The sequence below is a fragment of the Aeoliella straminimaris genome, from assembly GCF_024054565.1.
Taxonomy (GTDB): domain Bacteria; phylum Planctomycetota; class Planctomycetia; order Pirellulales; family Lacipirellulaceae; genus Aeoliella; species Aeoliella straminimaris.
Genome location: NZ_JAMXLR010000026.1, coordinates 113,483 through 129,440, shown reverse-complemented (window position 1 = coordinate 129,440; position 15,958 = coordinate 113,483). Strand labels below are relative to the sequence as shown.

Here is a 15,958-nt window from a genome sequence, read left to right as displayed (position 1 = left end):
CTAGCTCATTGCATTCCGTCAGGCGCTGCTGCTGTGGATGAATGCTAGACTTCCGTATGTGTCCGAGCGATTTTCTCTTACTACCAGGAGCCGTCAGGCCGTGAGCATCCCTACCACCGATCTGGCCATTACCATCGTGTCGACCGATCGAGAGTTGCTGTGCAACCTTTCGTGGACGCTTTCGCTGTTTGGGTACCAGGTAACCGCAACCTGCGACTACAGCGACGAAAGCCCCTGCCGGCGGAGTAAGCAGCCTGGACTGCTACTGTTGGATACCCGGGACAGCGACGCCGCGGCCGAAGTACTGGCGCTTCCCCGCACACCTGAATACGTTTACCGCATCGCGATCGACAAACCCAATGCGGCCGAACGACTGCTGCTCGATGGAGCCGACGATGTGATTCGCTTCCCCGTCAACACGGGCGAGTTGCTCACTCGCCTGCGGGCGGGCGTCCGCAGGCTGGAGTTCGAGCATCGCCTGGCACGTCGCGGACGCCGCGACGCCCTGACCGGGCTACTTACCCGTCGCGGCATGGCGAAATTGCTCAGCGAATCGAGCCAACCCCCAGCAACTTGCGTGGTGTTCGGCATCGACTACCTCGACCAGATTCATCAACAGTACGGCAATCATGCCGCCCGGCACCTGATGTCGATGCTGGGGCGTTGTGTACAGGACCAGGTTGAGGAAGGGGAATTATGCGGCGTACTGGAGGACAATGCCCTGCTCGTAACGTTGAGCCGCGGCATCGAAGCCGCGCGGCAATTTGCCGAGTCCATTGCTACCACTTTTTCGGCCAGCGACACCCTGGTGCGGGAAATCCGCTCGCTGCCGACGCTTTCTGCCATCATCGCCAAGTGGGACGAGAGCGTTGCCGCCGGCGAGCAGCTTAACCGTTGCGAGTCGACCCTGCAGCAGGTTCGCTGGTTTGGCGGCAATTACATCGCTATGGCCGCCGACGTTCAGGGTCGCATCGCCGAGTGGCGTGCCGATATGGACGCCGGAGTACCGTTTGAGGACGCCGTGGCCCAGGACATGATGGAACTGTTTCCTGCCATCCTCACCCGCGATCAGGTGGAAAATGGCTACGAGTCGTCTATCTCTGCACCCAGCTTGCAACTGCCCTGCCTGCCCATTGTGGACGAGGAAGGAAAGCTCGACAGCGTGCTGCATTTTGCCGACGCCCAGCTTGGTTTGCCCAGTTCCACCTGTCAGCCACACACCATCGAGCACCACCAACCATTGAGCGACCTGTTCGAAGCATTCAATACGACCGACAGCGACTACCTCGTAGTGGTCGACCAGCAGCAACGGCCCATCGGGTACCTGACCTGCGAAGGCCTGGCCAGCCTGGTGCTCGATCAGATGCATGCCGATCGCTATCGTTCGCCCGAGGCGGCCGAGCCCACCACCGCCTCGCTGGTGGTACCGGTAGTCCCCAACCGGGCGGGGGCGTCCCGCATGGCGGGAGCAACCCACTAGGGCACGCGACATAAACTCTTGGGGTCTCTCCTTTCCGTTGCATGATCTGCGCCGAGCTTGGTGCCGTCCGGAACCCTTGGAACGAGGCGTAGAGCCTCGGCTGATCTTACCGTGACCGCTACCGACCCTTGGAGCACTTACATTCTTGGCGTTCCGGTTGGGCTTGCGAGGTTGGCCCGCTGTTTTACTGGCCTGCATCGACAAATGGCCATTCGCCCGCATCGGCTTCCGCGCGGCGAAGCAACGCACCGACGCCCAACTGGCACACCCAGTCGGAAAATACGCTGGTGCTCGACGCCTACTCCCCGCCAGTCATGGCGGTGAAGTAGTTGTGCACCGCGTGATCGAGGATCTCGGGCGTCGCTACGATGGGCAGCTCATTGTACTCGCAGTAATGTAGCGCCTGATCCAGCAAGTCGCGAGCCTGGCACCGACGCAGTGGCCGGTTGCACGACTCGTAGTGGGCGGCCAGCAGGTACTCCAGCGACTCCAGTGGGCAGTCGACTTTCAGCTTGCCGGCAAACATGCCAAACAACTTGATGAACTCCTCGCGGGTCGGAGCACCAATCTCGATCTTGAACGGAATTCGCCGCAGGAACGCGTCGTCGGCCAGATCGTGAGGCTCGAGGTTGGTCGAGAAGATAATCAACTGCTCGAAAGGTACCTGGATTTTCTTGCCGTTGGCCAGGCTCAGATAGTCGATGCGGTTTTCCAGCGGAACGATCCAGCGATTCAACAGGTCGGTCGGATTGACGCGTTGCCGCCCGAAGTCGTCGATCAGCAGGCTGCCACAGTTGCTTTTCAGTTGCAGCGAGGCTTCGCTGATGTGGCTGACGGGATCGTGCTTCAGTTCCAGGCTGTCCATCGTCAGTTCGCCACCCACCACTACGGTCGGTCGACGGATACGCACCCAACGCTGGTCGTGTTCGTTGTCCTTCAGCAGGCTCGAGAGCTCCGAGCTGACACGCTCGTGGCAGGCAGCGTCGTACAGTTTGATGATCTGGCCATCTTCGACAATAGCGTAGGGGATCAAGACGTTCTGACCGAAGCAGCGGGTGATTCGTTGGGCGATGGTGGTCTTGCCGTTGCCGGGCGGACCGTAGATGAACATGCCGCGACCGGCGCTAATGGCGGGGCCTAGCTGCTCGAGCATCTCTGGTTCGACGTTGATGTCGGAGAAGGCTTGCTCCAGCCGGTCGCGTTTTGGCTTCTCGGTGCGGATGGTCTGGGCCTCGACCGAGTCGACATAGTCTTCCAGCAGTACTGGCGCGGGCCCGGTGTAGGCGCATTCCTTCATCGCCAGGCGGGCCCGTTCTCGGCCCTTGTCGGTCAATTGGTAGACGTAATCGCCCAGCATGGCCGAGCCGGTAGGCGCCAAGTGCTGGCGGTTGCGGAGCGTGGTAAAGCAGTCTTCCAGAATCGGTAGCGGCAGACAAAGCGACTCCGAGATTTGGCGTCCTGTCTTCGAACCGGCGTTGGCTACCACTTTCAGGATCAGGTCTTCCACGATCGCGCCGCTCAAGCCGGTCTCCTCCAGCGAGCGTGGCTCGGGGGGGAGGAAACCGTCGTCGAGTCCCAGGGCTGCGACCAGCCCGCTATCGATCTTCTTGGACCCTCCGCCAAAATCGGGGGGCAGCGCCGAAGGAGCTCCAGCCCCGCGGTCGACCTCGTTTTGCTCCTCGCGTTGGGCGATGGGGGCAGAATCGCGTGCTGATGCCGCTTCCTCCTCCTGCGGTGGAGCCGCTTCGCCGGGGGGGGGATCCGAATCGGAAGCCAGTTCAGCCGCTACGGCCGACTGGGCGTAGGTCATCATGCTTTCGATCGAGTCCGAACCCTCAGGTGAGGTTGTTTCGGCCGACGACGGTTGTTCCTCGTTTTCCTGTTCCGCCGATATTGCCGATTTGGCGTAGGTCAACGCGTTCTCCATCATCGGTGGTGGCTCCGAAGTGGGCTCCGCTGAGCGTTGAATCGGTGCCGTTACGTTGATTGAGTCCTGCGATTGCTCCACCACGTCTCCTTGTTGCTCTTTGAGTTTCGCTGTCAGGTTTCGACTTAGTTGCCAGCCGTAGTTGGTCAGCTCGAACCGCTTGGGACTACCCGATTGCCGTATCAGCTGCAGTTCGATGAGGTGTGGAATCACCTCGCAGCATCGCATGGCGTAATCTGGGTCCTTCGGGTCGTATAGCTTGTCCCGTCCGCCACGGACGGCAGGTCCACGGGTGTCGGACCGAGTCATGATCTCAAACGAGCCTCGGTTCTTGGCGGCCAATTGAACGACCGCTTGCTCCTCGGCTGGAAGCGTTTCGGGGTGTTCGATTGTGTGCATCGGCGAGGTGCCTCTGTTTTTGGATTTAGCTGACCGTATCTCCAGCAAAAGCCTACCTCACAGAGCCTGCTCGACAGGCATACTGAAGCGAGTTGTCCCAATTGGCAGCGCGGCACGATACGGACCGCAGAATCGTTACAACCCGTCACCGATGCATCGGCACGGTTGGTGGTTTCCAAACATGGCCCGTTGGATGATCTTTTCTGCGTACGGCATGAGCACTCGAGCGAACCCACTCTGGTGATCATGAGTGGAACTGATGGACGGGCGGCGAATCCTATTGCGCAAGCAACTCCCCCCACTGGTGGTTGTTGCGTTTAGCAGGCGAGCCCTGGATTGCAAAAACATCCCGTCTGTGCAGCTTGACGGCGTCAGTCCCAGCGCGTTCAATGCAAAGGAAGAAATGAATGGCCGCTGCCAGCGTAGCGCAGGCACCGGTGGATGGGTGGCCTGCGGAAAAGCGAACGGAACAATGCGCCTCAGCAGCAAGACAATTCGGATGCTGCTCGTCGCCGCGCTGATTTCGGTGTTCATCGCCCTGCTGTTTCACCCCGCCTTGGGGGTGTTCGACCCGACTGGTTTTCCACCACGCTGGTACTGTGGCAATTGGTCGTCAACGCTGGGTTGGACGCACATTGTCGCCGATCTGGCGATTTGGCTGGCGTATACGGCCATTCCCTTGATCATCCTGGCATTTGCCCGCAAGCGTTCGGATCGGGCTTTTCCGGCCGTGTGGTGGCTGTTTGCGGCATTCATCCTGGCTTGTGGGACGATTCACCTGGTGGAAGCCACGATCTTCTGGTGGCCCGTCTATCGGTTGTCGGCCGTTACCAAGGTGATCACGGCCATCGTGTCGTGGGCCACCGTGCTGGCGTTGTTTCCCACGCTGCCCAAAGCCCTTGCGCTGCCGAGTCGTCTGAACGACATCCAGTCCATTATTCAGCACGCCCCCACCGCCATGTTGGTTGCCGATCACACGGGAAAGATCCTGATGGTGAATCTGGCCACCGAGCGCGTGTTTGGCTACACGGCAGACGAACTGATTGGTCAGTGCGTCGACATGCTCGTGCCGGCTCGGTATCGCGAGCACCATCCGGCGCTGGTCGGTTCTTACTTCGATAAGCCAACTGTCACCCAGTTGGGGGAAGGTCGCGAACTGACCGGCATGCACAAGGCCGGGCACGAAGTGCCGGTTGAAATTGGTTTGACTCCCCTTGAACATCATGGCAAACCGGTGGTGTTGGCTTGCATGGTCGACCAAACGTTGCACAAGCAACGTCGCGAGAAAGAGCTGGCCGAGTTGAGCCACGCGCTGAGCCTTCGCGAGGTGGTTGGCGGCTTCGCTCACGAACTGAATACGCCAATTCAGCGGATTGTGATGTGGGCCGGGGTGCTCCAGTTCAGAGATCCACCCGATACGATCCAAGAACCGGTCGAAGGGATGATCTCGGCATCCAGGGAGTTGAGTAACATCGTCCGCCGGCTGCGCGATGCAGTGATTCGTCGCGACATGGTGAATCAGCCCATCGACCTGAATACCCTGATTGGCGACACGCTGACATTCATGTATCGCGAGGTGGGGAGCAGCGTGCGGACGGAGCTGAAGAACGATTTGCCGCAAGTACTGGGCGATCCCATTCAACTGCAATTGGTGATCTCCAACCTGATCCGCAATGCCAATCAGGCAGGCCCCCCCGTGACTGTGAGCACCCAACAAAGCAACGGCGAAGTGGTGATACGCGTGGACGACTGTGGGCCGGGATTGCCAGATGACCCGAAGCGATTATTCGAGCCGCTGTACTCCACCAAGCAGGGTGGTCTGGGCATGGGACTGACCATTTCCCAGTCCATTGTCAGGCGTCTTGGCGGACGTATCGACGCCTCCCAGCGGTCGCAAGGTGCCCGCGTGGAAGTCATCTTGCCATCATTGCCGGATCGTAAGGATAGCTGAGTTCGCCGTTGAGGTACTGCCGTGTGGCCAATTGAAGTTTGGTCAGGATATCCTCGGGCGATGCCGGCTTCTGTAAGAACGTGTAGCACCCACTGTGGAACGCCCGGCGGCAAGTATCCACGTCGCCGTAGCCGGTAAGCAGGACCACGGGGAAGTCGTACCTCCGTGCCCGCAACTGCTGGAGGACCTGTAGTCCGTCGATATCCTCCTCCGCCAATCGCAGATCGAACATTGCTGCCGAGGCATCGCAATTCTCGCTTAGGCTGTCGAGATACTCGCCACCGTGCCGAAAAGTCTCCACTCGGAAACCGGAGTTTTCCAAGTAAGTCCGGTAGGCTCGCAGCAGGTTCAGGTCGTCGTCCAAAATATGGACCATGGGCTTTTCGCCCGTTTTCCGTACCGGCTGCGGTTCGAGTTCCGCGCGAACCACTTTGGCGGGACCTTCAATTCCAAGTTTGCAGTTGGAGTTGAAGACAGTAATCCGACACTTTCCCGTAACAATGATCGACTCGTTGGGCTTGCGCGATAGGACGAGCATCAATCGGGTCCTTGCTCGAGAGGGCCGAGGCAAGTCCTATGCCAGCGGAGATCGAGACTCAAAAGACGGTGGCTTCATGCCAAGTCGAGAAGCGTGCAACGCAGGCGCCTATTATGCAGTTGGGCGGAGTCTTGTCGATGCTGGAATTTGGGCGAAGCACCTCAAGCCGGAGACAATCGCCGTGCCCACAGCCTGTTTACGACACCCAGCAAGAGTCGTATACGCGTTTTTTACCATCTACATCCCGTGGATGTGGTGTTCCACATTCGAGAATATCCGCGCCGCTTATTGCCGCGGGGTGGCCTCTTCGGTACGCGCCGTCAGACGGACTTCGCCGTCCTGGTGCACGCGGCCGATGGCCTGGTAGCGGGCAGCGGTAGCGGCGCACACACGGGCCATTCCCTGGCGGGTGGGGTTGTCGAGCTTCTGCAGTCGATCGGCCAGACGCTGCATCCCGGCGGGATTACTCTCGGCCGTCTTGGAGAAAGTGCCGACGAACTTCATGGTCTCGGTGAAGTTGTGATCGGCCGTATTGATCAACAGCGGTTTGATGGTTTTGGCCACCATCTCCGCACCCCAGCGATCGACCAGCACGAACGAGTCGAGCCGTGCTGTAACGTAGGGTCTGCCATCGGTTTCCACCATCGAGCCGCTCCGCAGCAACAGTACGCTACGCGCGGTCACGTCGGCCGGCAGAGGCGTGCCGTGGTAAGTGCCTTCGCAGAACACCAGCACCGTATTCTGGGCATTGTCGTTCCAACTGGCCGACAGAAACTTCATGGTGCCACTGGTGCCAGCATCGTCCTTGGCGCGGTACGTATCGGGGCCGATCTTCTCGAGGTCGAGATTCGCCACTCCCATCAGCTTCCACAGCTCGGTCACGACCTCGGGGTTTTGCCCCAGGAAGTTGAACACCTGCGGGTCGCAGTCGATCACCCGGGTGGGCATGCGGCGATACATCGTGGCGTTACGGACCACGTACTCGACGGCCCGCCGCTCGGTGTTATCGAGGTTACGCCAGGGAATGGATCGCATGGCTTCGTCGCGAGCTGCTCGCCCACTCGTGGCCGCCATGGCGTCGGATTCGGCTTGGGCCACCCCCGACTGCAGCGTCATGCATAACAGCATCACGCCGGCCATTTGCCCCAGCCTTGTTCCACTTTGCATCATCCCTGTTCCCCCCAGGTGTTGGGCGCGCGGTGCCCCATAGTTGGCAACCTTTGCCGATCTCAACGATTATTTCGGCGCGCGACGGGGGCCGAGGTCAGGCGAAACAGGAAGTTTAGCCCGCTAGCAGTGGGAGCGAACGATGCGAAATCCCGCTGCCAGTCTCGCTGCGTGAGGGGCGAAGGCCGGCACGTTGCCCCGCAGAGCCTGAAAATTAGGACCTTCAGGTGATGATTGCGACTGGTCCAAGTGGCTGCTTTCCTGTATTGCTCTTGCGATCACGGCATCAACTCACCAGAATCCCGCACCATGGCTAAATCCGCTCTGTCCCGCCGAACGCTAATCCTTCGTGGCACTGCCGTCCTGCTAGCGGCGGTGGCGTTTGTGGTGATAGCGGCCCGCACCGGCAAATGGCTTACCGTACAGAGGGTCGCTTCGCGAGTTCGCACGTCGGACGATGCTACCGCGGGCCGACTGGTGCGAGAGCTCGCCGCGTTTGGCGAAACGGCTTATCCTGCGTTGCTGGCGGCGGCCAACTCCAATCGCTCGTCCGTGGCCCTGGCGGCCCGTGCCGAAGTCGACCGCCTGGTGGACCATTGGCAGCAGCAGGCTTTCCTGCACCCAGCCACGTTTTCGCTTCAACGAAACGCCCTGCCACTGGCGCATGCCATCGAGAGGCAGCTGCCCAATGCAACGGTCAGTGGTCGCAACTGGGCGCGAGGTGTTCTGGCCGCGCTAGTGGAACTTGCCCAACAGCAAGACCTCGAACAACGCGTGGCGCTGGTCCGAATCTGCGATCGGGCGCTCTCGAGCCTGCCTGCGGACGAACCGCCGCTAGCATTCGAGCCCAACGTCGAGTACCGACTTACGCTTCCGGCGCCCAATAGCTCGCCGCTGCCAGAGAATGCATTCGTCAGCGAGCCCCGTGCGTTCGAACTGACGCTGCCACCGCGGGAACCTGGTAGCGAGTCGGCCAAAGCAGCCGTGGCTAGCGATCAGAAGCAACAGCCCGATCGCGAAACCATCGTGCTCGAGGCCATTCCCCTGGAAACCAAAGCGGAAGACGACGATTCCTTGGAGCAGTGGAATCAGCAGTGGGCGGTGGACCGCCTGCGCAAGGGCCTGCGTTCACAGGTGCCGGCTCACTCGGCCAGCACGCAGCGGCAGCGCGCGGAGGACGACGGGACGAATCGCGATTCCGGGTCGGCCACCGATCAACTGTTTGCCCAATTAGCCACGGGCGACGAAACTTCGCAGCGTACCGCAGCAAAAGAGCTCGAGAAGCTGGGCTACGGTCTCGTAACCCATCGCGATGCCCGGATGGCGGTCTCGGCCAGCATGGCCGACCGGCTGGCTCTGGTCGATTTATCGCTTACGTCGTCGCGGCTCGAGCCGGGCGCCTGGCTGTGGCGACTGGCGCACGATCCGGCAGCCGAAGTGCGTGCGGCGGCCATGGCGAGCATCGCCACGACGTCCGATCGCCAGCTTATCGCCGAAACTCTGGATCTGGCCCTCCGCGACACCGATCCTCGCGTCGCTCACCAGGCGGAGCTTCTCAAAAAGCACCTCCGTTAAGAACCGCTGCTGCACCTGCTGAATGCGGTACCTGCGCCAAGGTCCTGAATCGTCAGAGCAACGGGTTCGATCCTTGGACGATTTGTGCAAACACTCGACGGTGTCGAGGTCTACCTTCGCAACGTGCCATCGATTGGCGCCACCCGGGCGGTTTGGATGTTGCGGCTGCGATACTCGGGCAGGAATCCACGTGTGCCGCTCACGCCGACGCGCTGTCCCAGCAATTGCTGCAGATTGAGCGAAGGCGATGGCGTGATGAACGTAACCACCTGGCCCGAGTCGTCCACCAGGGCGTATGGCGGGGCGTTGCCGTTTTTGGCCACCACCGGACGGAGTACCCCCACCGCGTCGAACTGTGCCAGGGCAGGGTCGGTTGGAGCAGGGGCGTTCGATGTGGCAATGCTGCGCGAAGAAGTGCTAGTGTTTGAACCGTTGTTCGACTTGGCACTGCGGTAACGCTCGCCAATCGCGGCAAAGCGGCTTAGTCGGCCAGCCAGATTCGTGACGGCCTGCTGCTCACTGGCCGAAGTGGCCTCGCCCAGTAGCATGGACGCCTCCCGTTCCAGATCGTCGAATCGCCATAGATTCACCGGACCGGCTACGCGGCGCGAGAGCTGAATCTCCAAGCGATCGAGTCGCTTGGTGAAGGGTGCATTGGCCGGCAGGGGCGCTTCGCGGATTGCCGACTCGGAGAGTGGTGCAGCTGTATCGTCGAGCGGCGCGGTGTCGTCCAGTGGGACTTGGGGGTCGTCGTGCGTGACCACACGGATCACTTCCTGCTCGCTGTCCGGATCGTCGGCAGCTTGGACTTCGATGCCGCGCCAGTCGCTGCCCGAGTCGTCGCCCGGCAGCGTGGCCACTCGGCTGGGCGCGACGCGCGTCACGTCGACCGAGCGGACCCAGCGGAACTCGCCCGCGGGGGGAGCGATGGTTGCCCACTGCGTATCGCGCGTGGCCTTCAGGTCGAGAACTTGGACCGGCTCGCCCTTTTTCAACCGGACGTGCACCGAGCTGCAACTTTCGTTGATTACGCTACCAATGCGCGACGGAGTATTGTCGCGACGAATCTCGGCGACTCCGTTCTGCTCGTCCCCCAGGGCCGAGGCCAGCACCAGGCTGTAACTTCCTTCCGGCGGACGGATGGCCAGCCAGCCATCGCGAAGTTCCTCGTACACTTCGCATTCGGTGCCTTCGGGCAGCCGCTGCGTGGCGTAATAGTCGTCGCCTGGTCCGCTGTATACTTTGGCGCCAGTAGGTCCGATCCACACGCTGTACGGTTGTTCGAGCGTTTTGGCCTGTGTTGTGGCGACGGATACCGCCAGAACCAACAGGGCAAAAAAGGGTCGCTTCGTATCGCTCGTGGGACGCATTGCTGTCTCACTGTCGGTGGGAGTTGCGTGAAGGGGAGTCTCACGCTGGCTTGTAGAACATCGCCGCTGGCCGCTCAAGACCAACGAGCATTGCTAGCGAGCGTTGCACCTGGCAGGTAGGATGAAGAGATTCCCGCCCGAACCCTGCTAGCATTCTTTTTCTGCCCCGCACCACAATTTGCTTCGCCCGCCTGATGGACTTCACGCAACTCGGCCCGTACAAGATTGGTCCCCGCCTGGGCAAAGGTGGCATGGGCTCGGTGTATCGTGGCGAGAACGTCGAAACCCACCAGGTGGCCGCCATCAAGGCGCTCGCGCCGCAGCTAGCAACCAGTGAAGGTTTTCGCGAACGCTTCGAGGCCGAGATCGAGTCGCTCAAGACGCTTCGCCACGAAGGTATAGTGCGACTCTACGGCTACGGCGAGGAAAAGGGCACTCTGTTCTATGCCATGGAACTGGTGGAGGGACACAGCCTGGAGGAGGAACTGAAGGCAGGTCGGCGATTCAACTGGCGCGAGGTGGTCGACATTGCCATTCAGGTCTGCAAAGCTCTGAAACATGCCCACGACCACGGCATCATCCACCGCGACATCAAGCCGGCCAACATCCTGCTGGACAAAGAGGAACACGTGAAGCTGGCCGACTTCGGCATCGCCCGACTGTTCGGCGGCACCCAGCTCACCATGGCCGGGGGCGTGCTTGGCACGGCCGACTACATGGCGCCCGAGCAAGCCGACGGCCGACCCGTCACCGAGCGCTGCGACCAGTACAGCCTGGGCTGCGTGATGTACGCCCTGTTAGCAGGAAGACCGCCGTTTCGAGCGAAGAGCCTGCCCGAGATGCTGCAACTGCAGCGTTTTGCCGAGCCCGAACCAGTACGCCGCTACGCACCCGAAGCCCCCGAGCAGTTGGAGTACTGCATTGGCCAGTTGCTGAAGAAAGACCCGGCCGATCGTTTTCCCAATACGCTGGTGCTGGCCCGGCACCTGGAGGCGATGCGTCGGGCGCTGAGTCGTCCGTTCGACGTGTCGCAGCCTATGCCCGGCGAGATACCCGAGAGCCCTCCGCCACCGGTGCCACCCGTTTCATTGGGAGCCACTCGCCCCAACACCGCCCAGCAGCCGGTTTCGGACCTGGGTGAGTCGATCGACATCGAGGTGGTGCCCACTTCGCTGCGCAATGCCGAGACGATCGACAGCACCGAAACACCAGAGCCGGCCGCCACCGACCTGGCAGGTCCTTCCTACGGTCACTTCACCGAAGTCGGACCCGATCGCGGGCACGCCCTGCCAGTATTCACTCCTTCGATGTGGGCGGCAGCCATTGGGCTGGTGGCCATGGTGCTGGCCGCGGTCTGGTTGGTGTACCAACTTACCCGTCCGTACGATGCCGATACGTTGTACCAGATCATTCACGCCGAAAACGAGAGTCCCACGGTCGACGAACTTCGTTCTCACTCCGGCGAAGTCGATCAGTTTGTCTCCCGCTTTCCCGACGATCCACGCGCCGATCAAATGCGTGAGTACCAGGACGAATTGGCGCTCGACCGCGAGCAACGACGCTTCGAAGCCATCGCCCGCGGGCGCGGCGATGATCGAGGGCTGTTAACCGCCGAACGGCTTTATCTTTCGGCCTTGCAAAAAGCCGAGCGCGATCCTCGACAGGCGGCCGCCGAACTGACAAGCCTGGTTGGGCTGTTTGGTTCGGGGGATCTTGATGCGGAGCCAGCGGAGCAGGATCGCATTGCGGCGGTTGTCGAGTTGGCGCGTCGTCGGCTCGAGAAACTCGATCTGGTGGTGGCCAGGCAGAGCGATATCGACCTGGCGACCATCTCTGCCCGACTCGACGCCGCCGAACAACTGCAAGGCCAGGACGCCGAGCAAGCAAAGGCCATTTGCAATGCAGTGATCCAACTCTATCACGATCAGCCTTGGGCCGCGGACATGGTCGACAGGGCCGAGCACCTGCTCGAAGAAATGCAGAAATAGCGGTCCACGCCGTGTGCTTGAATTCAACGGATCAAGCACTCCAGTCGGATATCTGCTACCATGCGCCTGGTCAACTACTTGCGGCCAGGCGTGTTATCGATGTGTGGTTTCGCATTGCCCTGGACCCGACGGCATGTGAAAGCGATACGGCGCCACGCTATGGTGCAGTCCCATCGCTAGGTTGCGCGAGGCCCTGGGGCTCGATTTTTCCAATCCCGCTGGATTGGACACGGCCCTTCCGTTCTGGGGAGGTAGTCGCATCAACGGTCCGCACGGTAAAACTATTGCCATCGGTGAGCAACAGGAAGAACTGATCGTGGCGGACCTGGACTGTTCCAAAGTGCGCCAGGCACGTTTCCAGTTGCCCACCATCCGCGACTCGAACTTCGACCTGATCCACTGCGATAACGAACGACTCAACCATCGAATCGGCGTGCCGCGGGGCATGCGATCGACATAAAAAATCCGCTTGTGAGGAACCTGGAAATGCCACCTGTAGTCAGTCGTCCCAACAGTCATGAAGCGTTTGCCCGCGCCCAGGCACTGATGCCCGGCGGCGTGAATAGTCCCGCCCGAGCGTTCGGTGCAGTGGGGGGCGAGCCAATCTTCATCGACCACGCCGCGGGCGCTTACCTGTATGACGTGGATGGCAATCAGTACATCGACTACATCGGCTCTTGGGGGCCAATGATCCTGGGGCATGCGTACCCACCTGTCGTCGAGGCATTGCACCACGCAGTCGACCGCGGCACTAGCTACGGCGCGCCGACACCGGGTGAAAACGAGCTGTGCGAGCTGATCGTCGAACTGGTGCCGTCGGTCGAGAAGGTCCGCCTGGTGAACTCCGGCACCGAAGCCACCATGAGCGCCATTCGCCTGGCGCGGGGCATCACCGGACGCGATCGCATCGTCAAGTTTGCAGGCAACTACCATGGGCATGTCGACAGCCTGCTGGTGGCCGCCGGCAGTGCCGCCGCCACGCTGGCGGTACCGAACTCGCCAGGCGTAACTTCCGGTTCGTCGACCGACACACTAGTGCTCGAGTACAACGACGCCGCCGGACTGCAGGCAGCCTTCGCCGAGCACGGGGACACGATCGCCGGAGTAATCTTCGAACCGGTATGTGGCAACATGGGCGTGGTGACACCCAGTCAGGATTTTCTTGACGCGCTGCAGACACTCACCAAGCAGAACGGCGCGCTGTTGATCTGCGACGAGGTGATGACCGGCTTCCGCCTGTCGCCAGGTGGCGCGCAGCAACGACTCGGCATCCAGCCCGACATTACGACGCTTGGCAAGATCGTCGGCGGTGGCCTGCCGGTGGGCGCTTATGGTGGTTCGGCCGAAGTGATGAGCAATGTTCTGCCCGAGGGCAAAGTGTTCCAGGCCGGTACCCTGAGTGGCAACCCCCTGGCCACGGCCGCCGGCGCTACCACGCTGCGCACGTTGCGGGACGATCCGCCCTATGAGAAGCTCGAAGCCCTTTCGGCGCGACTCGCGACAGGACTCGAGGAAGCCGCGGCCGCGGCTGGCGTGCCGACCTCGCTTGCCCGCGTGGGCAGCATGCTGACGTTGTTCTTCAGCGGCGAGCCGGTCACCAGTTGGTCGTCGGCTGCCAAGTGCGACACCGAGCGATTTGCCAAGTACTTCTGGGGCATGATGGACCGCGGTGTCTACTTGCCGTGCAGTCAGTACGAGGCCCTGTTCGTGTCGGCCGCCCATACCGAAGCGGACATCGACAACACGATCGCCGCTGCCCACGAGGTGCTGGCGGCCGTGTGAGCGACTCACCCAGCGCGGCTGGCCCGGGCTTTTTCCTCCGCGGCACTGAGGCGGTGATAGTGGGGCACCAATTGAAACGGATCGGACGTAATACCGCGGCCCAGCAGCGACAGAGCCAGCGTACCGACCGAGCGTGCCTGGGGCTGGCATTGCTCGCCGGTGGCAAGGGCGACCCCTTCGGGAATCCGCTCTCGGTATCGATCGGTCACAGGGCCGACGACCACGTCGCCTGGTCGCAGTTGCTCGAGCCACTGGGCGCCTGCAAGCAGCTGCGTGCGATCGGTTTCACCGAGTTGGTCGAGGGCCAATCGATCGTATTTGGCGGCAAATACGTCACCTCGCTGGGCGTCGAGCACCGCCCAGATGTGGCCATCGGAGGGCTCCTCGCTCGCATTGGCCACCTGCGTGGCGAGGGCGTCCAATGTGTTCACTCCCACCAGCTGGGCACCCGTGGCATAGGCCAAAGTTTTAGCAGCCGTAATGCCGATGCGGAGTCCAGTGAACGACCCTGGCCCGCTCGCCACCGCCACCGCAGCGAGCCCTGCCGGAGCGATGTTAGCCCCGGCCAGCAGCTGTTTGGTGGCCGGCACCAGCCCCACGGCCACCCGCTCGCCGGCCGGCAGCGTTACTTGCTGATACAAAGTCTCTTGGCAAAACAGCGCCAGTGAGGCCGTGCGACCCGAGGTTTCCAAAGCGAGTAGGGGAGAGTAGTTCATGCTGTGCGGCTTGACGCAAGTCCAATGGAGACTTAGATTTGAGGGTTTCGCGGAGGCTTTCGAAGGAGATTCGAAAGCAAGCGCCCGCCGGAGTCGCCACGAGCGCCGTCCAATGGTCCCTGGGGTTAGGGCGAAAGCAGTTTATTCGTTATATTCACGGTTCTGTCCTGCTGATTGCCAAAATCGCGGGCTTAACTAATGGTGCACCAACTGGCGCGAGGCAAAACGCGTGATGAAGCGGGCGATCATCAGCGACATTCACGGCAATTTCGAGGCCCTGAAGGCTGTGCTGGACCACATCCGCAGCCAAGGGATCACCGAAGTTTTTTGCCTGGGCGATATTATTGGCTACGGACCCAATCCGTGCGAGTGCCTGGATCTGGTGATCGAGAACTGCAGCGTCTGCATCCTTGGCAATCACGACCAGGGCGCGTTGTTCGATCCTGAGGGTTTTAACAGTGGTGCGGAACGTGCCATCTTCTGGACCCGCAGCCAGTTGGAAAACGGTACCGGCAATCGCGATGCTACCGACGCACGCTGGGATTTTCTCGGTGCATTGCCACGGGTACACCGCGACGGCAACTGGCTGTACGTGCATGGCTCGGCTCGTAACCCGGTGAACGAGTACGTGTTCCCCGAGGACATTTACAACCAGAAGAAGATGGACAAGCTGTTCGGTTTGATCACCCTGGGATGCTTCCAGGGGCACACCCACGTGCCGGGTGTGTTCACCGAAAGCCGCAACTTTGTATCGCCCGAAGAAACCAGCTACGTGTATCACGTGACCGACCAGAAGTTCATGATCAACGTCGGGTCGGTCGGCCAACCTCGCGACGGGGACAACCGTTCGTGTTATGTCGTGCAGGAACCTCACCAGGTGACGTTCCACCGCATCGATTACGACCGCGATACGACCGCGGGCAAGATCTACGACATCCCGGACCTCGACAATTTCTTGGGCGATCGCATCAAGCAAGGCCGCTAAGCGGCACAAGCCAAGATTTGGCTTAGAGAAGCGAATCACGCGGATGGACCTGGCACCGACCACTGCCTGCTGACCGCTCA

Annotated in this window: 12 protein-coding genes; 7 read left to right on the top strand and 5 right to left on the bottom strand. The window is 61.2% G+C overall.

The window, feature by feature from the left end:
* Positions 1–100 precede the first annotated feature (100 nt).
* Complete coding sequence (locus NG895_RS07405) at positions 101–1,480, top strand: diguanylate cyclase domain-containing protein (RefSeq protein WP_252851835.1); 1,380 nt, start codon at positions 101–103, stop codon at positions 1,478–1,480.
* A 298-nt stretch (positions 1,481–1,778) separates the two neighbouring features.
* Here the strand turns inward: NG895_RS07405 and NG895_RS07400 are convergent, their stop codons facing one another.
* Complete coding sequence (locus NG895_RS07400) at positions 1,779–3,806, bottom strand: hypothetical protein (protein ID WP_252851834.1); 2,028 nt, start codon at positions 3,804–3,806, stop codon at positions 1,779–1,781.
* A 499-nt stretch (positions 3,807–4,305) separates the two neighbouring features.
* On the opposite strand from NG895_RS07400, the gene NG895_RS07395 reads away from it, so the two are divergent.
* Positions 4,306–5,757, top strand: coding sequence for a two-component system sensor histidine kinase NtrB (locus NG895_RS07395; protein ID WP_252851833.1), 1,452 nt, complete (start codon positions 4,306–4,308; stop codon positions 5,755–5,757).
* Here the strand turns inward: NG895_RS07395 and NG895_RS07390 are convergent.
* The gene (locus NG895_RS07390; RefSeq protein ID WP_252851832.1) at positions 5,720–6,295 is read right to left on the bottom strand and encodes a response regulator; all 576 of its coding nucleotides are present in this window, start codon (positions 6,293–6,295) and stop codon (positions 5,720–5,722) included. The two genes, NG895_RS07395 and NG895_RS07390, sit on opposite strands and share 38 nt — an antisense overlap.
* 285 nt (positions 6,296–6,580) lie before the next feature.
* Complete coding sequence (locus tag NG895_RS07385; protein ID WP_252851831.1) at positions 6,581–7,462, bottom strand: hypothetical protein; 882 nt, start codon at positions 7,460–7,462, stop codon at positions 6,581–6,583.
* A gap of 309 nt (positions 7,463–7,771) precedes the next feature.
* Here NG895_RS07385 and NG895_RS07380 point away from each other — a divergent pair, with 309 nt between their 5' ends.
* Entirely contained in the window at positions 7,772–9,037 is a 1,266-nt protein-coding gene (locus NG895_RS07380; protein ID WP_252851830.1) for a hypothetical protein, read from the top strand.
* Positions 9,038–9,147: 110 nt separating this feature from the next.
* On the opposite strand, the gene NG895_RS07375 is transcribed toward NG895_RS07380, so the two are convergent.
* Complete coding sequence (locus tag NG895_RS07375; RefSeq protein ID WP_252851829.1) at positions 9,148–10,407, bottom strand: SH3 domain-containing protein; 1,260 nt, start codon at positions 10,405–10,407, stop codon at positions 9,148–9,150.
* Between the two features lie 194 nt (positions 10,408–10,601).
* Here NG895_RS07375 and NG895_RS07370 point away from each other — a divergent pair, with 194 nt between their 5' ends.
* From NG895_RS07370 to hemL, 3 genes are all read left to right on the top strand, one after another.
* Positions 10,602–12,395, top strand: a complete 1,794-nt coding sequence (locus NG895_RS07370; protein ID WP_252851828.1) for a serine/threonine-protein kinase — start codon at positions 10,602–10,604, stop codon at positions 12,393–12,395.
* A 181-nt stretch (positions 12,396–12,576) separates the two neighbouring features.
* Positions 12,577–12,855, top strand: coding sequence for a nitrilase-related carbon-nitrogen hydrolase (locus NG895_RS07365; RefSeq protein WP_252851827.1), 279 nt, complete (start codon positions 12,577–12,579; stop codon positions 12,853–12,855).
* Positions 12,856–12,881: 26 nt separating this feature from the next.
* Positions 12,882–14,177 carry a glutamate-1-semialdehyde 2,1-aminomutase gene (gene hemL, locus NG895_RS07360; protein WP_252851826.1) on the top strand — a complete coding sequence of 432 codons (1,296 nt, stop codon included), beginning with the start codon at positions 12,882–12,884 and terminating at the stop codon, positions 14,175–14,177.
* Between the two features lie 5 nt (positions 14,178–14,182).
* On the opposite strand, the gene tsaB is transcribed toward hemL, so the two are convergent.
* Entirely contained in the window at positions 14,183–14,893 is a 711-nt protein-coding gene (gene tsaB, locus NG895_RS07355; RefSeq protein WP_252851825.1) for a tRNA (adenosine(37)-N6)-threonylcarbamoyltransferase complex dimerization subunit type 1 TsaB, read from the bottom strand.
* Positions 14,894–15,125: 232 nt separating this feature from the next.
* Here tsaB and NG895_RS07350 point away from each other — a divergent pair, with 232 nt between their 5' ends.
* Positions 15,126–15,878 (top strand): metallophosphoesterase family protein, encoded by a 753-nt coding sequence (locus NG895_RS07350; protein WP_252851824.1) that lies wholly within the window; start codon positions 15,126–15,128, stop codon positions 15,876–15,878.
* The last annotated feature ends 80 nt before the right edge of the window (positions 15,879–15,958 follow it).